General features: G+C 75.3%; 14 protein-coding genes. 6 read left to right on the forward strand and 8 right to left on the reverse strand.

What is annotated here, in order from left to right; all coding sequences use genetic code 11:
• Window positions 1–188 precede the first annotated feature (188 nt).
• The 4 genes from ACZ60W_RS18420 to asnB form a co-directional block, all read right to left on the reverse strand.
• Entirely contained in the window at window positions 189–1,754 is a 1,566-nt protein-coding gene (locus ACZ60W_RS18420; RefSeq protein WP_469756360.1) for a class I tRNA ligase family protein, read from the reverse strand.
• A gap of 101 nt (window positions 1,755–1,855) precedes the next feature.
• Complete coding sequence (locus tag ACZ60W_RS18425; RefSeq protein ID WP_469756361.1) at window positions 1,856–2,602, reverse strand: SDR family oxidoreductase; 747 nt, start codon at window positions 2,600–2,602, stop codon at window positions 1,856–1,858.
• Between the two features lie 91 nt (window positions 2,603–2,693).
• Window positions 2,694–3,596, reverse strand: a complete 903-nt coding sequence (locus ACZ60W_RS18430) for a PrpF domain-containing protein (protein WP_469756362.1) — start codon at window positions 3,594–3,596, stop codon at window positions 2,694–2,696.
• A 521-nt stretch (window positions 3,597–4,117) separates the two neighbouring features.
• A complete protein-coding gene (gene asnB, locus ACZ60W_RS18435; protein ID WP_469756363.1) occupies window positions 4,118–5,923 on the reverse strand; it encodes an asparagine synthase (glutamine-hydrolyzing) in 1,806 nt (601 codons plus the stop codon).
• A gap of 223 nt (window positions 5,924–6,146) precedes the next feature.
• Here asnB and ACZ60W_RS18440 point away from each other — a divergent pair, with 223 nt between their 5' ends.
• Both ACZ60W_RS18440 and ACZ60W_RS18445 read left to right on the forward strand, forming a co-directional pair.
• The gene (locus ACZ60W_RS18440) at window positions 6,147–6,896 is read left to right on the forward strand and encodes a PIG-L deacetylase family protein (RefSeq protein WP_469756364.1); all 750 of its coding nucleotides are present in this window, start codon (window positions 6,147–6,149) and stop codon (window positions 6,894–6,896) included.
• A gap of 108 nt (window positions 6,897–7,004) precedes the next feature.
• Window positions 7,005–8,057: a hypothetical protein gene (locus ACZ60W_RS18445; RefSeq protein ID WP_469756365.1), complete on the forward strand. Its 1,053-nt coding sequence runs from the start codon at window positions 7,005–7,007 to the stop codon at window positions 8,055–8,057.
• A gap of 148 nt (window positions 8,058–8,205) precedes the next feature.
• Here the strand turns inward: ACZ60W_RS18445 and ACZ60W_RS18450 are convergent, their stop codons facing one another.
• Window positions 8,206–9,162, reverse strand: coding sequence for an SMP-30/gluconolactonase/LRE family protein (locus tag ACZ60W_RS18450; RefSeq protein ID WP_469756366.1), 957 nt, complete (start codon window positions 9,160–9,162; stop codon window positions 8,206–8,208).
• A 118-nt stretch (window positions 9,163–9,280) separates the two neighbouring features.
• On the opposite strand from ACZ60W_RS18450, the gene ACZ60W_RS18455 reads away from it, so the two are divergent.
• Window positions 9,281–9,727, forward strand: coding sequence for an Lrp/AsnC family transcriptional regulator (locus ACZ60W_RS18455; RefSeq protein WP_469756367.1), 447 nt, complete (start codon window positions 9,281–9,283; stop codon window positions 9,725–9,727).
• Between the two features lie 45 nt (window positions 9,728–9,772).
• Here ACZ60W_RS18455 and ACZ60W_RS18460 read toward each other — a convergent pair whose 3' ends face one another.
• Window positions 9,773–10,420: a dihydrofolate reductase family protein gene (locus ACZ60W_RS18460; RefSeq protein WP_469756368.1), complete on the reverse strand. Its 648-nt coding sequence runs from the start codon at window positions 10,418–10,420 to the stop codon at window positions 9,773–9,775.
• Window positions 10,421–10,539: 119 nt separating this feature from the next.
• Between ACZ60W_RS18460 and ACZ60W_RS18465 the strand changes: the two genes are divergently transcribed.
• Window positions 10,540–10,854 (forward strand): hypothetical protein, encoded by a 315-nt coding sequence (locus tag ACZ60W_RS18465; protein ID WP_469756369.1) that lies wholly within the window; start codon window positions 10,540–10,542, stop codon window positions 10,852–10,854.
• Between the two features lie 10 nt (window positions 10,855–10,864).
• Here ACZ60W_RS18465 and ACZ60W_RS18470 read toward each other — a convergent pair whose 3' ends face one another.
• Together ACZ60W_RS18470 and ACZ60W_RS18475 are read right to left on the reverse strand one after the other, a co-directional pair.
• Entirely contained in the window at window positions 10,865–11,647 is a 783-nt protein-coding gene (locus tag ACZ60W_RS18470; protein WP_469756370.1) for an MBL fold metallo-hydrolase, read from the reverse strand.
• Window positions 11,644–12,222, reverse strand: a complete 579-nt coding sequence (locus tag ACZ60W_RS18475; protein ID WP_469756371.1) for an NADPH-dependent FMN reductase — start codon at window positions 12,220–12,222, stop codon at window positions 11,644–11,646. The genes ACZ60W_RS18470 and ACZ60W_RS18475 overlap by 4 nt, the downstream gene beginning before the upstream one ends.
• A 132-nt stretch (window positions 12,223–12,354) precedes the next feature.
• Between ACZ60W_RS18475 and ACZ60W_RS18480 the strand changes: the two genes are divergently transcribed.
• Entirely contained in the window at window positions 12,355–13,299 is a 945-nt protein-coding gene (locus ACZ60W_RS18480) for a pirin family protein (protein WP_469756372.1), read from the forward strand.
• Entirely contained in the window at window positions 13,296–14,561 is a 1,266-nt protein-coding gene (locus ACZ60W_RS18485) for an MFS transporter (RefSeq protein ID WP_469756373.1), read from the forward strand. Before ACZ60W_RS18480 ends, ACZ60W_RS18485 begins: the two co-directional genes overlap by 4 nt.
• Window positions 14,562–14,568 lie beyond the last annotated feature (7 nt).

Raw genomic sequence — 14,568 nt, forward strand, 5'->3', positions numbered from 1 at the left:
GGCAGGGTGGGTGAGGGTGCGGGTCGTGCGGGGTGCGGGGCGGTGCGTGGGTGCGGGTGGAGCGGGGCGGTGCGTGGGTGGGGGCGGTACGGGGCGCGCGTGCGGGTCGCGCGCCGCCGGGTCGTCCGGGGCGGGTCCTCCGGAGCCGGACTCGTCCGGGGCAGGCCCTCCGGGCCGGGCCCGGGCCGTCAGAAGCCGAAGACCGGGCCCGAGGGCGGCGCCAGTCGCGTCCCCGGCAGCGGGGCCGACAGGGCCTGCCAGTCGACCGGCCGGCCCGGCTCCGCCCGGAGCGCCGCCGCGAGACGGTCGGCGCCCTCCGGCATCACCGGCCGCGCCCACGCGGACAGTGCGGACGCCACCGACAACTGGGCCGCGAGCGCCGGGAGATGACGGCAGGAGGTGCTGGGCCGGCAGCGCTCGTGGGCGTTCACATGGCCGAAGTCGGCCACCGAACGGACCATCTCGTCGAGGAGGGCCATCGCCCGCCGCGGGTCGAAGGCGTCGGGGCCGTACGCCTCGCGCAGATCGTCGACCCCCCGGTGCAGCCGCCGCTCCAGGACGTCCCAGCCGGTGCCGCCGGGCAGCGCCTGCGGGGCGAGCCCGCCGCACTCCTCCCGCACCGACGAGAAGAGCCGCGACAGCCAGCTGTTCCAGCTCTCGTCCAGCTCCTGCCGGGCCGCGGCGAGCCGCTCCCGCCGGAAGACCGTGCGCCGGCCCAGCGGACGGGCCTGAAGGACGTGGCGGCGCAGGCTGTCGGAGCCGTACTCGGTGAGCAGGTCAAGCGCCCACACGTTGCCCTCCTGGACGCCCTCCTCGATGACGTACGACTCGTTGACGTTGAAGTCCTGCGGCAGCTTGACGTCCTGCGCCAGGAGCAGCACCGGAAGCAGCACCGCGTGGCAGAAGGCGTGCCCGAAGCCGCAGAAGTGGATGGCGCGGCGGGGCAGCGGGCCCGTGGTGTCGTAGCCGAAGAGATGCATCGCGGCGGCCTCGAAACAGCCGTCGATCCGGTGGTCGGGGAAGCCCTCCACCGGCACCGGCAGGCCCCACTCGGCGGGATGGCCGACGGCGATGTCCGGCAGGCCGTCCTCGACGAGCGACTCGCAGAGCGCCGCGAGGCGCGGCGGCAGGCCGGCCGTCGCCCAGTACTCCGCCAGCGTCTCCCGGAAGGGCTCCAGGGGCACGTACAGCCGGCGGCAGCGGCGGGGCACCGCCGGGGTGTCGCACAGCGCGCAGCGGGCCCCGACGAGGTCACCGCCGTCGTTGGGCCGGGCGCACTCGTGGCACATGCCGCCGTCGCTGACGGCGCCGCAGTGCGGGCAGGCGCCCGTCGCGTGCGCCCCGTACAGCCAGCGGTCGCAGGGCTCGCAGTACGGCAGGAGCCGCGTGCGGGGCGCGATGACCCCCTGCGCGAACAGCCGGGCGAAGAGGTCCTGCACCCAGCGCCCGTAGCCCTTGTCGCGGCGCGGACGCACGATGTGGTCGAACTCCACGCCCGAGCGCAGCCAGTCCGCGGTGATCGCGGCCCGGTAGCCCTCCGCGACCTCCTCGGGCTTGCGGTGGTGCCGCAGCGCCCGCACCTCGACGGAGGAGGCGTGGTCCGCGGTGCCGGTGGTGAACCGGACGGCCTCGCCCTCCGCGCGCAGGAAGCGGGTCAGGACGTCGGCGGCGACGTACGGCCCGGCCAGATGGCCGATGTGGAGTTCGCCGTGGGTGGCGGGAGGGGTCGCGGTGATCCAGATAGGGGTGCTCATGGGACCTCCTTGACGCTGTGGTGCGGTGGGCTTCGGCGGTCGCGTGCGGCGGAGCGCCGTCGGCGCAGGGCGGTCAGCGGGTCTCGGTCGTTCGGGAAGGGTCAGCGGGGCTCGAAGTGGAACGAGCGGATGAAGCAGTCGCGGGGCTGCTCGACGGCGTAGACGACGCACTCGAAGAGGGCCTGCGTGGTCAGCTTCTCGTCGGGCGCCACCCCGTCCGGGTCGGAGCCGTCCCACTCCGCGAAGCGCGGGTCCGACGTCGAGAAGTCCGGCGGGAACAGGGAGAAGACGCGCACCCCCGACGGCCGCAGCCGCCGCGACAGGATGTCCGCGAACCCGGCCTGGGCGCTCTTCGCCGCCCAGAACGCCTCGTGCGCCGCGCCCGCCGTCGCCGCGGAGGCGCCCTCGGCGTCGCGGACGGCCACCATGTTCACGATGTCGGGCCGCAGCGAGCCGCGCAGCAACGGCAGGAAGTGCTTGACCATCAGGACCGTGCCGCCGGCCGTCGACTCGATCGTCTCCACGATCTCCGCGTCGCTCGCGGCCTCCAGGTCCATGCCGTCCAGCCAGCGGGCCCCGTTGTTCACCAGCAGGTCCACCCGGTCGGTGCGTTCGCCGACGCGGGCCGCGAACTCCCGGATCTCCGCGGGCCGGCTCAGGTCGCAGCCGAACGCGTGGATCCGGTCACGCGCCGAACCCATCACCTCCGCGCGCGTCCGCTCGGCGGCCTCGACGGTCCTCGCCGACACGTAGACCTCCGCGCCGAGATGCGCGAATCCGACGGCGAGCGCGCGACCGAAATAGCGGGACGCCCCGGTCACGACGACACGCAGATTCTCGAATTTCATGTGTGTCTGCTCTCCCCACGGATACCGGTTGCCGGTCCATTTCAGCGTGGCAGAGGAAACGGTCGCCCACCCTCGTGAGCAGCCTGCGCGTTCACGCCGTTGCGTGGACACGCCAGGGCAGTTCCAGGCGGTCCAGCACCTCGGCCCGCTTGTGGTGGACCCGCACCCGGTCCCGCGCCGCCGACACCGTCACCGCCCCGCCCGGCGTCCGCACCTCACCGTCCACCGCCGGCACGACCGTCCCCCCGATCGCCCCCGCCGCGGCGAACGCGGCGGCGCCCGTCACCGCCAGCCGCGGGTGCCAGCCACCGACCGTGAGGGCGCGCACGGCGGGGGTGCGGGTGGCGGTGCGGGCGGCGGCGGTGTCGGTGTCCGGATCGGTGTCCGCCGCTTCGTCTCCGCCCGTGAACACCGCGATCTTCGGCAGCGCCGAGCCCTCCGCGTACCCCAGCACACGGGCGGCCTCCGCCCGCAGCTCCAGCAGCCGCCTCCTCAACGCCCCCTCCTCCGGGGGCACCCGGGCCGCGTCCACGAACACGTACGGATTTCCGTAGCGCACGATCGACACCGGCACCCCGTCCAGCACGTCCACCGGCCTCCCCGTCGGCAGCGTCCCCGGACCGCCCGGCGCCCTCAGGAAACTCAGCGTGTACGCGTCCCCCTCCGGCTCGCACCGCACCACGTCCCCCGTCGTCACCGCCCTCACCTCCACCGGTCCGCGCCGCCCCTCCGCCACGACGCAGGCCAGCAGCGAATGCCCGCACCCCGCGCGGAAGTCGAACCCGCCGTCGGGCAGGGCCTGCACGAAGCGGTACCGCAGGGCCGTCCCCGCCCTCTCGTACAGCGCGATCTTCCCGATCCCCTCGTACGGCGTGCCCGCCAGCGCCGCCCGGACCCTCGCGAGCTCGCCGCCCGTCCCCACGCGCAGCGACGCCCCCCTCACCACCAGCGTCGGCCCCGGCGCCCCCTCCGCCGCCACCACCACCACCCTCACCACCCCTCCTTCCCCACGGCCGGCGCCAACCTCGTTCTGAGCCTTCGTTCCGCTGGGGCGGAACCGGTGCCGCCTCGTTGTGGGCAACTGTTCCGCTGGGGCGGTGCCCACCCCTGGGACGGGGCCGGTGCCAGCCCCGTTGTGGGCAGTCGTTCCGCTGGGGCGGAACGGGTGGGCACAACGGAACGGCGCCCCCTGCCGGGCCTAGGCTTCCGCGCCTGGGCCCCGCACCCCGTGCGCGTCGCACGGCTTGGTGCGGGTCCAGGCACGAGGGGCGGAGGCGCCGCCAAGGGCGCCGTCCCGTGTGCCCACCCGTCCCGCCCCAGCGGGACGATTGCCCACACGGGGGATCGTGCGGCGCGCCGTCCCGCGTGCCCACCCTCCCCCAAGCTCTCGGCTTCGCTCGAGCAGGGGGGACCCCCATCGCCCCAGCGGGACGATTGCCCACACTCCGGTGGGGCGGGGCCGACGCGGCGGGCGGCGCGGCGCGGCGCGGCACGGGGGCGCGGCCCGTGAGGGGGTCATGCGGCGTAGTCGAGGGGGAGGCGGAGGGTTTGGACGATGTCGAGCCAGAGTTCGTGGACGGCGAGAGCCCAGAGCGCCTGGGCGTCATGGTGGCTGGGCCGTTCGAGGTGGCGGGCGAGGAGCCGGGAGACGCGGTCGGCGCGAAGGCGTCCGCCGAGGACGAGGCGGGCGGGGGAGAGGAGTTCGCGGACGGTGTCGAGGAGGGGCGTGCCGGGGGCGAGCAGGGCGGCGACGGGGAGGGTGAAGGGCTGTTTGGGGCGCCGGAGGATCCCGGCGGGGAGGAGCTCGGCGCCGGCGGCGTGGAGTGCGGCCTTGCCGGTGCGCGCGGCGGTGGGGAGGGCGCGGGCGTGGGCGACGACGGAGGGCTGGCAGAAGGGCATCCGGGCTTCGACGGCCCAGGCCATGGAGAGGTGGTCGACGCGCCGCAGGTGGTAGGCGGGGAGCCGCCAGCGGGTCTCGAAGGCGGTCATGGCGGTGAGCCGGTCCTGGCCGCCGGCCTCGGCGGAGCGGAGTTCCTGGGCGATGCGGTCGGCGGCGGAGCCTTGGTCGGCGATGTAGGCGCGGTAGTGGGAGGTGTAGAGGTGTTCGCGGAGGAGGCGCGGGGCGGCGGAGAGGGCGTCGGTGTAGGCGCCGGCCCAGTCGGCGCCCGCGGGGGCGGCGAGTGCGGTGTTCATCCGGTCGTAGCCGCCGAAGAGTTCGTCGGCGCCGTCGCCGGTGAGGGCGACGGTGAAGCCGTTCTGGCGGACGGCGCGGAAGAGCGCGTAGGTGGAGACGGTGATGGGGTCGGCGTTGGGCTGGCCGAGGTGGCGGACGGTGCGGGTGAGGAGGGAGCCGAGTTCGTCGGGGTCGACGGCGATCTCGTGGTGGACGGTGCGGGCGCGGCGGGCGACGGAGCGGGCGTGGGCGGCTTCGGATCCGGGCCAGCGGCCGCGGTAGGTGAGGTGGAAGGTGTGGAGCGGCGGCGCGTCGGTCTCGCGGGCGTGTTCGGCGGCGAGTGCGGTGACGAGGCCGGAGTCGAGGCCGCCGCTGGTGATGGCGCAGACGGGGAGTTCGGCGCGGGCGAGGCGGCGGACCTCGTGGCGCAGGACGTCCTGGGTGTCGCCGTCGGGTGCGGCGGGGTGGGTCGTGCGGCGACGGACGACGGGGGTGGCGCCGGGGCGTACGAGGGCGGTGGCGCCGGGCGGGAGGACGGTGACGCCGTCGAGGGCGGTGTGGGTGGAGAAGGAGGTGCGGGTGGCGAGGAGGGTGTCGAGGGCGTCTTCGCGGGGGGCGGCCCGTACGCCGTCGAAGGCGAGGAGGGCGGGGATCTCGGAGGCGAAGCGGGTGGATCCGTCGCGGGGGTCGTGGTGGAGGTGGAGGGGTTTCATGCCCATGTCGTCGACGGCGAGGACGAGTCCGGTGGTTCCGGGGCGCAGGTCGAGGACGGCGACGGCGAACATGCCGTCGAGGTGTTCGGCGAAGGCGGGGCCGTACTCGGCGTAGAGCGCGGGGAGGACGGTGCCGTCGCAGAGGTCGGGGAAGCGGTGACCGCGGGCGGCGAGGGTGCGGCGCAGTGCGGCGTGGTTGTAGATCTCGCCGTTGAGCACGGCGAGGATGCCGGGGAGGTGGGGCAGCCGGTAGGGCTGTTGGCCGCCGCGCGGGTCGGTCACGGCGAGCCGGTCGCAGCCGAGGGCCCAGCCGGGTCCGCTGAGCACGTGGTGCTCGTCGGGGCCGCCGTGCCGCTGGCGGGCGGAGGCCGCCGCGAGTCCGGCGGGGTCGGGCCGGTCCGCTCCCGCGGCGAGGGAGCCGAGAATCCTGCACATGGCGGTCGCCTCCGAGTCCGAAGTCACTGTCCTGCGCGCGCCGGTGTCCTCACGCGTTCACGTCTGCGCGCCGGCGCTCCGTCGCGCCCGCCGCACCGACCACACTGGTCGAGCTCAATGATTTGAATCTACCAAGTTTTTGAATGGCGCGTAAGTGCCATGTCCAGTTCACGCCACGGGTCGGCCTTGCGACGCCCCCGGCCGCCCCAACAGGCTGGGTTCCATGGAGGACTTGGCGACCGATCTCACCCAGCTCACCGACCGGGGCGCGCCCGAATCCCTGCTGGTCGTGGCCGCGCACCCGGACGACATCGAGTTCTGCGTCAGCGGCACGGTCATGCAGTGGATCGCGCGCGGCACCCGCGTCACGTACTGCATCGTCACGGACGGCGGCGCCGGCGGTTACGACGAACAGCTCCCCCGCCAGGCGATGGCGGACCTGCGCCGCGCCGAGCAGGTCCACTCCGCCAAGCTCAGCGGCGTCGCGGACGTCCGCTTCCTCGGCTACCCGGACAGTTTCGTGGAGGCCACCGTGGAGCTGCGCCGCGACCTGTGCCGGGTCATCCGCGAGGTGCGCCCCCAGCGGGCGGTCATCCCCTCGCCCGAGATCAACTGGGCGCGCGTCGCCGACCTCCACCCCGACCACCGGGCGGTCGGGGACGCCTGTCTGCGCGCGGTGTACCCCGAGGCCCGCAACCCCTTCGCCCACCCCGAGCTCCTCAAGGAGGAGGGGCTGGAGCCGTGGACCGTCCATGAGCTGTGGCTGATGACCGGTCCCACCCCGAACCAGTACGTCGACGTCACCCCCGTCTTCGACCGCAAGGTCGAGGCGCTGCGCATCCACACCTCCCAGACCGCCCACTTCGACGACCTCGCCGGTCTCCTGCGCACCTGGCTCGGCGAGCACGCGGCGGCGGGCGGCCTGCCCGCGGGCCGCATGGCGGAGGCGTTCCAGATCGTCCACATCGACTGACCCTTCGGCCGGACCCGTCGGCCGGACCTCTTCACGACCCTTGTAGGTGCAGGGGACACATGAGACCGTCTTCGCCCAACAGCTCGTGACCTGGGGGGAGTTCACGTCATGGCGGTCGAACGGTCGGACGAGGAAGCGGCGTTGATGCGCCGGTACGCACTGCCGTGGATCGAGGCGGACGAGGACCGCTCCGGGGACGCCGACGGCAACCTGCGCGCGTACTCCTCGGCGCTCGCGAACGACGGGGCCGACGCGAACAAGGCCGTGGAGCGGCTGCTCTCCAGCGGGCGCGGCGAGGCGCTGGAGGCGCTGGAGGAGCACTGGTCCCGCGTCCGCGCCTGCTTCGGGCGGACCGCCCGCGCCGCCGTCGAGATCGCCGCCGGGGTCCAGTCCTGCGGCGACACCGTCGTCATCGGCAAGCACCGGGCCCAGCAGATCGTCGGGTACCTCGCGGCGGTCCACCCCGACCTGGCCGCCACCCCTCCGGACGCCGCCCTCCAGCGCCATGTCGACGTCGCCCGGGAGGACCTGGAGGAGAACGTCAGGGCGACCACCGCCGACGCCCACGACGGCGCGTCCCGCGCGCGGAGCTCCGCGGACGTCGCCGCCCTCCCGTCGGTCCCCGCCTCCCTCGGCGGCGCGACCGGCGGCCCGGGCCAGGGCATCGGCGCCGGGGCGACGGGCGGCGCGGGCCGGGCCGTCGGCGGCGGAGTGGGGATCGGCGGGGCGGCCGGCGCCGCCGCCGGCGGCCTCGGTACGGGCGCCGGGATCGCGGGGGCCGGGATCACGGGCGCGGGGGGCGCCCGGCACGCGGGTCCCCTGGCCGGCAGGACCGCGAGCAGCTGGAACGTCTTCGTCGACCACGACGAGCACCGGCGCGCGGCCGACGGCCTCGCCAAGGCCGCCGAGCACCTCCGCGGCACGACCACGACGACGCTCGCCCGGGCGATGTACGACCTGGACGCCCTCGCCGCGAGCGGCTCCCTCGGCGCCGCCGTCGCCGCCGACTACAGCCCCCTCCTCGCCGACCTCGACCTCGCCGGCCGCGCGCTCGCCGACCACCTCGACGGCCCCCTCCGTTCCCTGGTCGTCGCCATGGCGCGGGACCAGAAGGACACCGACGACACCCGGCGCGACCGCTTCGGCTTCCGGAACCACTGAGGGACGGCCCCGCCACGAGGGGCGGGACCATCCGGGCACGGCGCCCCGACCGGGCGGACCGGACCACACCGGAGGGCCGGGTCGTACCGGAGGGCCGGACCACACCGGAGGGCCGGGTCGTACCGGAGGGCCGGACCGTACGGCAGGGTCAGGCCGCGGCGGTCCGCCACGGCCGGTGGCCCGGGCCCGTCGGGTGCGTGCCCGTGACGGCCATGACGACGGAGTAGAGGCTCGTCTCGGCGGCGATGAAGAGGCGGTTGCGCTTGGCACCGCCCCAGGAGATGTTGGCGACCGCCTCGGGGAGGTCCAGCCGGCCGATGAGCGTGCCGTCGGGGTCGTAGCAGTGCACGCCGTCGTTCATGGCGGCCGCCCAGAGGCGGCCCCCGTCGTCGAAGCGGAGGTTGTCGAAGCGGGCGTGCTCGCGGTGGGCGGCGTCGGCGAAGACCTCGCCGTCGGAGAGGGTGCCGTCGTCGCGGACGTCGAAGACCCGGATGAGGCCCGCGCGGGTGTCGGAGACGTACAGCTGCCGCTCGTCGTGCGAGAAGACCAGCCCGTTCGGCGCGCCGAAGCAGTCGGCGACCAGCCGCACCTCGCCCGTGCCGGGGTCGACGCGGTAGACGTTGTTGCCGCCGATCTCGCTCTCCGCCCGGTAGCCCTCGTAGTCGCTGGTGATGCCGAAGTCGGGGTCGGAGAACCAGACCGACCCGTCGGACTTCACGGTGGCGTCGTTCGGGCTGTTCAGCCGCTTGCCGTTCCACCGGTCCGCGAGGACGGTCACGGTGCCGTCGTGCTCGGTGCGGGTCACCCGGCGGTTGCCCTGCTCGCAGCTGACGAGGCGGCCCTGCCGGTCGAGCGTGTTGCCGTTGGCGTGGCCGGCGGTGCGGCGGAAGACGCTCACCGCGCCGGTCTCCTCGTCCCACCGCAGCATCCGGTCGTTGGGGATGTCGCTCCACACGACCTGCCGCCAGGCGGGCACGTAGACCGGGCCCTCGGCCCAGCGGCAGCCGGTGAACAGCACCTCCGGCGCGTCGTCGCCGTTCATGCACCGCCCGGTGCGGAACCGCTCGTCGAACATCTCGTACAGCCCAGGGTGCTCGCTGGCCATGGAACCCCTCCCCCTCCGCCGACGCCGACCGTCGGCCGCCGACCGAATGCCATCCTGCTGGACGTGAACATTGCAGGATGGGATACGGTCATGACAACACATCACCGAACGGAGAGTCGTGGATCACATCGACCGCGTCCTGCTGGCCCGGCTCCAGCAGGACGCGACCCAGTCCTACGCCGCCCTGGGCCAGGCCGCCGGCCTCTCCGCGGGGGCCGCCCACGAGCGGGTGCGCAAGCTCCGGGAGCGCGGGGTCATCCGGCGCACGGCCGCCGAGGTCGACCCGGCGGCCGTCGGCGGCGGCGTCCTCGCCTACGTGATGGTCGACTCCACCTCCTGGATGGGCGACTCGGCCGACGCCTTCGCCGCCCTCCCCGAGATCCTGGAGGCCCACGTCATCGCCGGCAGCGCCGCCGTCCTCGTGAAGGTCAGGACCACCACCACCGAACGGCTCCAGGACGTGCTGCGCCGCCTCTACGCCATCGACGGCGTCAGCGGCACCCAGGCCACCGTCGTCCTGGAGACGTTCTTCGAGCGCCCGGTGTCGCCGCTGACCGAGGAGTGACCCGGGAGTGACCCGGGAATGACCGGCGCCGACCGCCGGCGCGCCTCACCGCCGCCAGAACAGGTGGTGGGTCACCCGGCCGCCCGGGCTCGGCACGACGTCGTGGTGGAAGCGGTCGTCCAGCTCGTCCGGCGACTCCCAGAGCCGCGCCCCGTCGCCGAGTTCCAGGGGCGAGACCGCCACGTGCAGGGTGTCCACGAGGCCGGCGTCCAGGAACTCCCGGATCGTCGTCGCCCCGCCGCCGAGCCGCACGTCCTTGCCTCCGGCGGCCTCCCGCGCGAGCGCGAGGACCTTCTCCGGCTCGTCGTCCACGAAGTGGAAGGTCGTCTCGCCCAGCGCGAACGACGGCCGCGGGTGGTGGGTCATCACGAACACCGGCGTGCGGAAGGGCGGTTCGTCGCCCCACCAGCCCTGCCACTCGTGGTCCTGCCACGGTCCGCGCTGGGGACCGAACTTGTTCCTGCCCATGATCTCCGCGCCGATGTTCCGCGGGTAGTCCCGGGTCAGGTAGTCGTCCAGCCCCCTGCTGCCGCCGGGGTCCGTCCGCATGGGCCAGCTCGCCGTCGCCCCGGCCCACGAGAACATCGCCCCGGGATCCGCGTGGCCGAACGGCCGCTCCAGGCTCTGCCCGACGCCCGCCCCGTAACCGTCGCCGGAGACGTTGAAGTTCTGCACCCGCAACAACTGCTCCATGTCCGTCCTCCTCGCTCGTACCTGCCGACAGGGGGTGGACCGCCCGCACGGCGCGGACTCATCGCCCTTCCGGCGCCGGATCCGGCACGAACCGCCCGGCCCGTGCCTAGGATCGCCGCATGACCACCCACCGACCCGCCTCGACACGGTCCTGCATGTCCCTGTGGTCCCGGGACTCCTTCCTCTCCATCGGCTCCGTCGGCTCCGCGCTCTCCATCGGCTCCGTCGGCTCCTTCCTCTCGGTCGGCTCCGTCGGATCGGCCGCGTCGGTCGCCTCCGTAGGCTCCTGGGCCAGCGCCGGTTCCCTCCTCTCCGCCTGCTCGACCTGGTCCGTCCTCTCCTGGCGCTCGCGTCGCGGCGTCCTGGCCGCCGGTGCCGGGGTCGCCCTCGTCACCACGCTCGCCCTCACCGCGCGGGCCCGCCGCACCTCCTGAGAACGCCGGCTCACAGCGTTTCGGGCACGCCCGGCCGGAGGCGGCGCAGGCGGCCCGCCAGGTCCGGGGCGGCGAAGGCCTCGTCGATGCGGGCGGGGTCCTCGGCGAGGTGGTCCCAGGCGTCGAAGTGGAGGGGGACGACGGTGCGGGCGCCGAGGGTGCGGGCGAGAGCGGCTCCTTCGTGGGCGGAGAGGGAGAAGGCGCGGTCGCCGGTGGCGGGGAAGTGGGCGTCGCCGAGGTGGAGGAAGGCGGTGTCGAGGGGGAAGCGGACGCCGATCTCGGCGAGGGCGTCGTGGCGGACGGTGTCGCCGGAGAAGTAGTGGGCGCGGCCGTCGTGTTGGAGGACGAAGCCGGTGACGGGGCCGGTGACGGGTTCGGTGCCCTCGGGGCCGTGGCGGGCGGGGGTGGCGGTGACCGTGACGGTGGTGGCGCCGGCGGTGATCCGCCGGGTGTCCCAGGGCGCGAGGCCCTCGACGCGGCCGGTGACGCGGCGGTCGGCACGGAGGCGTTCGGCGGCCTCGGGCGTGGTGAGGACGGTCGCGGCGCGGGCGAGGACCGCGCGGCCGGCGTGGTCGAGGTTGTCGGCGTGCTGGTCGTGGGAGAGCAGGACGAGGTCGGGCGGCGGCAGCTCGTCGGGGGTGAGGGCGGGGCTCGCGGTGCGGCGCAGGGGCCGGGCGCCGGGGTAGTCGGCGGGGGCCGGGTCGAGGGCGGGGTCGGTGAGGACGGTGAGGTCGCCGAGGCGGAGGAGGACGGTCGCCGTCCCGACGTGGGTGACGGTCGCGGGGCGGGTCACGGCCGGGCCGCCGCGGCGTCGATCTTGTCCTGGAGGCCGGTCAGGAGGCTCTGGAGGAGCTCGACGGTGAGCTCGTCGGTGAGGTTGCCGTCGGCGTCGAAGCGCTCGTGGGAGCGGAGGACGTGGACTTCGGGCTTCGCGACGACGTCGGTGTCCGTGCAGAGGAGGATCTGGCGGAGGGCGAGCTGCGCGCGGACGGTGCCGAAGCTGCCGGGGCCGGCGCCGAGGATCGCGGTGGGCTTGTGGCGCAGGGGCAGGCCCTCGGTGCCGGTCCAGTCGGTGCTGAGCCAGTCGAGGGCGTTCTTGAGGACGCCGGGGACGGAGTAGTTGAACTCCGGGGTGGCGATGAGCAGTCCGACCGACGCCGCGGCGCGGCGGCGGAGCTCGCCGACGGCGGCCGGCCGCCGTTCGGGGGTGTCGAGGTCGAGGTCGTACGGCGGGATGTCGCGCAGTCCTTCGTAGATCTCGATCTCCCGGGTGCCGGGGTTGAACTTCTGTGCGGCGCGGAGCAGTCGGGTGTTGTGCGAGTCGGCGCGGAGCGAGCCGGACAGGGCGAGGATCGTGGACGCGGACATGGGGTCCCCCGTTTCGTCGGGTGAGCCGGCGGGCGCCGGGCTCGACGGGCTGAAGCTAAACCGAACGGTTCAGTCTGTCAATCAAACGGTTCAGTCTTGACAGTGAACCGAGTGGTGTAGTTCCGTCGGCGCATGGCCACTCACCCGAGCGAGTCCCCGACCGTCGCGGCCGACCAGGCCGTCACCGAGCGGACCGTCGCCCGCGTCACCCGCCCCGTCCACACGCACGAAGGCGCCGGATTCCCGGTCCGCAGGCCCTTCCCCACCGAGGACGTCCCCTTCCTCGACCCGTTCCTGATGGTCGACCAGGTGGGACCCACCGAGCTCGGCCCCGGGGAGGCCAAGGGCGCGCCCCCGCATCCGCACCGCGGCTTCGAGACGATCCAGTACGTCCTCGACGGCGACGTCGCGAACGCCGACTCACGCGGTCACCGGGCCGTCGTCCGCTCCGGCGGCGTCCAGTGGCTCACCGCCGGCTCCGGGATCGTCCACGAGGCCCTGCCCACCGAGGAGTTCCTCGCGGCGGGCGGCCGTCAGCACATGCTCCAGATCTGGGTGAACCTGCCCGCGCGCCTCAAGGGCGTCCCGCCGCACAGCCGGAACGCGGAGGCCGCCGACCTCCCCGTCGCCGTCACCCCGGACGGCTCCGCGCTGACCGTCCTCGCCGGCAGCAGCCACGGCGTGACCGGCCCGTTCGTCCCCCGTACGCCCCTGCTCGTCGTCCACGCGCGGTTCTCGGCCGACGGCCGCGCCGAGTTCACGGTCCCGGCCGGGCACAACGCGATGGTGTACGTCCTCCAGGGCGCCGCCACCGTGTCCGGCGCGCACCTGGCCGACGGCCACCTCGCGGTCCTGGCCCGGGACGGCGAGCGGTTCACGGTCGGGGCGGCCGCGGACGGGGACGGGGACGGGCCGTCGGCCCCGTCCGGCCGGGCGGCCGAGGTGCTCGTCCTCGCCGGGGAGCCGATCGGCGAACCGGTCGCCCGCAGCGGCCCGTTCGTGATGAACACCGCCGCCGAACTGCGGCAGGCGGAGCGGGACTTCCGGCGCGGTCTCATGGGACGGATGGCGCCGTGACGGCCCTGTCGGCGCCCGCGCGGAAGGCCGCCCCCCGGGGCGCGGCGAGGGCCGGGCTGCTGCTGGCCGCCCTCGCCGCGCCGGCCGCGATGGGCGTGTCCGGCCCGAGCCTCGCCCTGCCGGAGGCGGCCCGCGCGCTGGCGGTCTCGCCGGCGTCGGCGGCCTGGCTGATGACGGCGTTCGGCATCGGCATGGCGGCCGGGACCCCCCTCCTGTCCGCCACGGCGGGCCGGCGGCACGGCCCCGCCGGGGTCGTGCGGGCCGCCGCCGCCCTCGTCGCGCTCGGCGCGCTGCTCGTCCTGGTCGCCCCCGGCCTGCCCCTGGCGGTCGCCGGCCGGGCCCTGGAGGCCGCGGGCGCGGCCGGTCTGAACGTCGCCGCCTTCCAGCTCGCCGGCCGGGACCCCACCGGCCGCACGGCGGGGCTCGTCGCCATCGGCAGCGCCGCGGGCGGCACCGTCGGCCTCTTCGCCGGAGCGGCGGTCGCCGGTGCGCTGGGCTGGCGCGCGGCCCTCGTCCTCCCCCTCCTCGGCTTCCTGGCGCTCGTCCCGGTCCTCCGCCTGACGGAGCGGGAGCCGGAGCGGGGCCGGTCCGTGATCCTCGGCGGGAGCCCCGGCCCGGGCGCGGCCCCGGACGGTGGCGCGAGGCCGTGCGGAGAGACGGGCCGCACCCCCGCACCGGCGACGGGCACGGGCCGCACCCCCGGTCCGGCCGGTCCCGCCGCCGGGAAGGGCAGCCGCCGCGGGACGGGCGGCCGCCGCGGCAAGGGCGGCGCCCCCGTCCCCCTCGACGTCCTCGGCGACCGCCGTTTCCGGGCCGCCGCCGGGCTGATGCTCGCCGTCTCCACGGTCAACTTCGCCCTGCTGTACGCGGCTCCGCGCCGGGTCGCCGCCCTCACCGGCTGGAGCGCGGTGGAGACGGGGGCGGCCGCGTCGCTGGCGGCGCTGGCCGGAGCCCTGCTGTCGTGGCTGCTGATCCGCTCGGCGCTGGTGCTGGGGGCCCGCCGGGTCCGTGCCCTCCTGGCGGCCGGGTCGGTGGGGGCGCTCGCCCTCGCCCTCGCCGCGCCGTGGCCCGCGGTGGTCCTCGTCGCCTCGGGGACGAGCGCCCTCGTCACCGCCGCCGGTCAGGGGCTGCTCACCGGCGCGGCGACCGGCGGTCTGCCGCCGGCCCGCCACGGGCTCGCGATCAGCCTCTTCAACCTGGCGTTCCTGACCGGCGTGGCGGCGGGCCCGGCGCTGGCGGCCCTGGCCGCCCCGGCGGCGTGAACGCCGG

The organism is Streptomyces sp. NPDC104202, assembly GCF_055584185.1.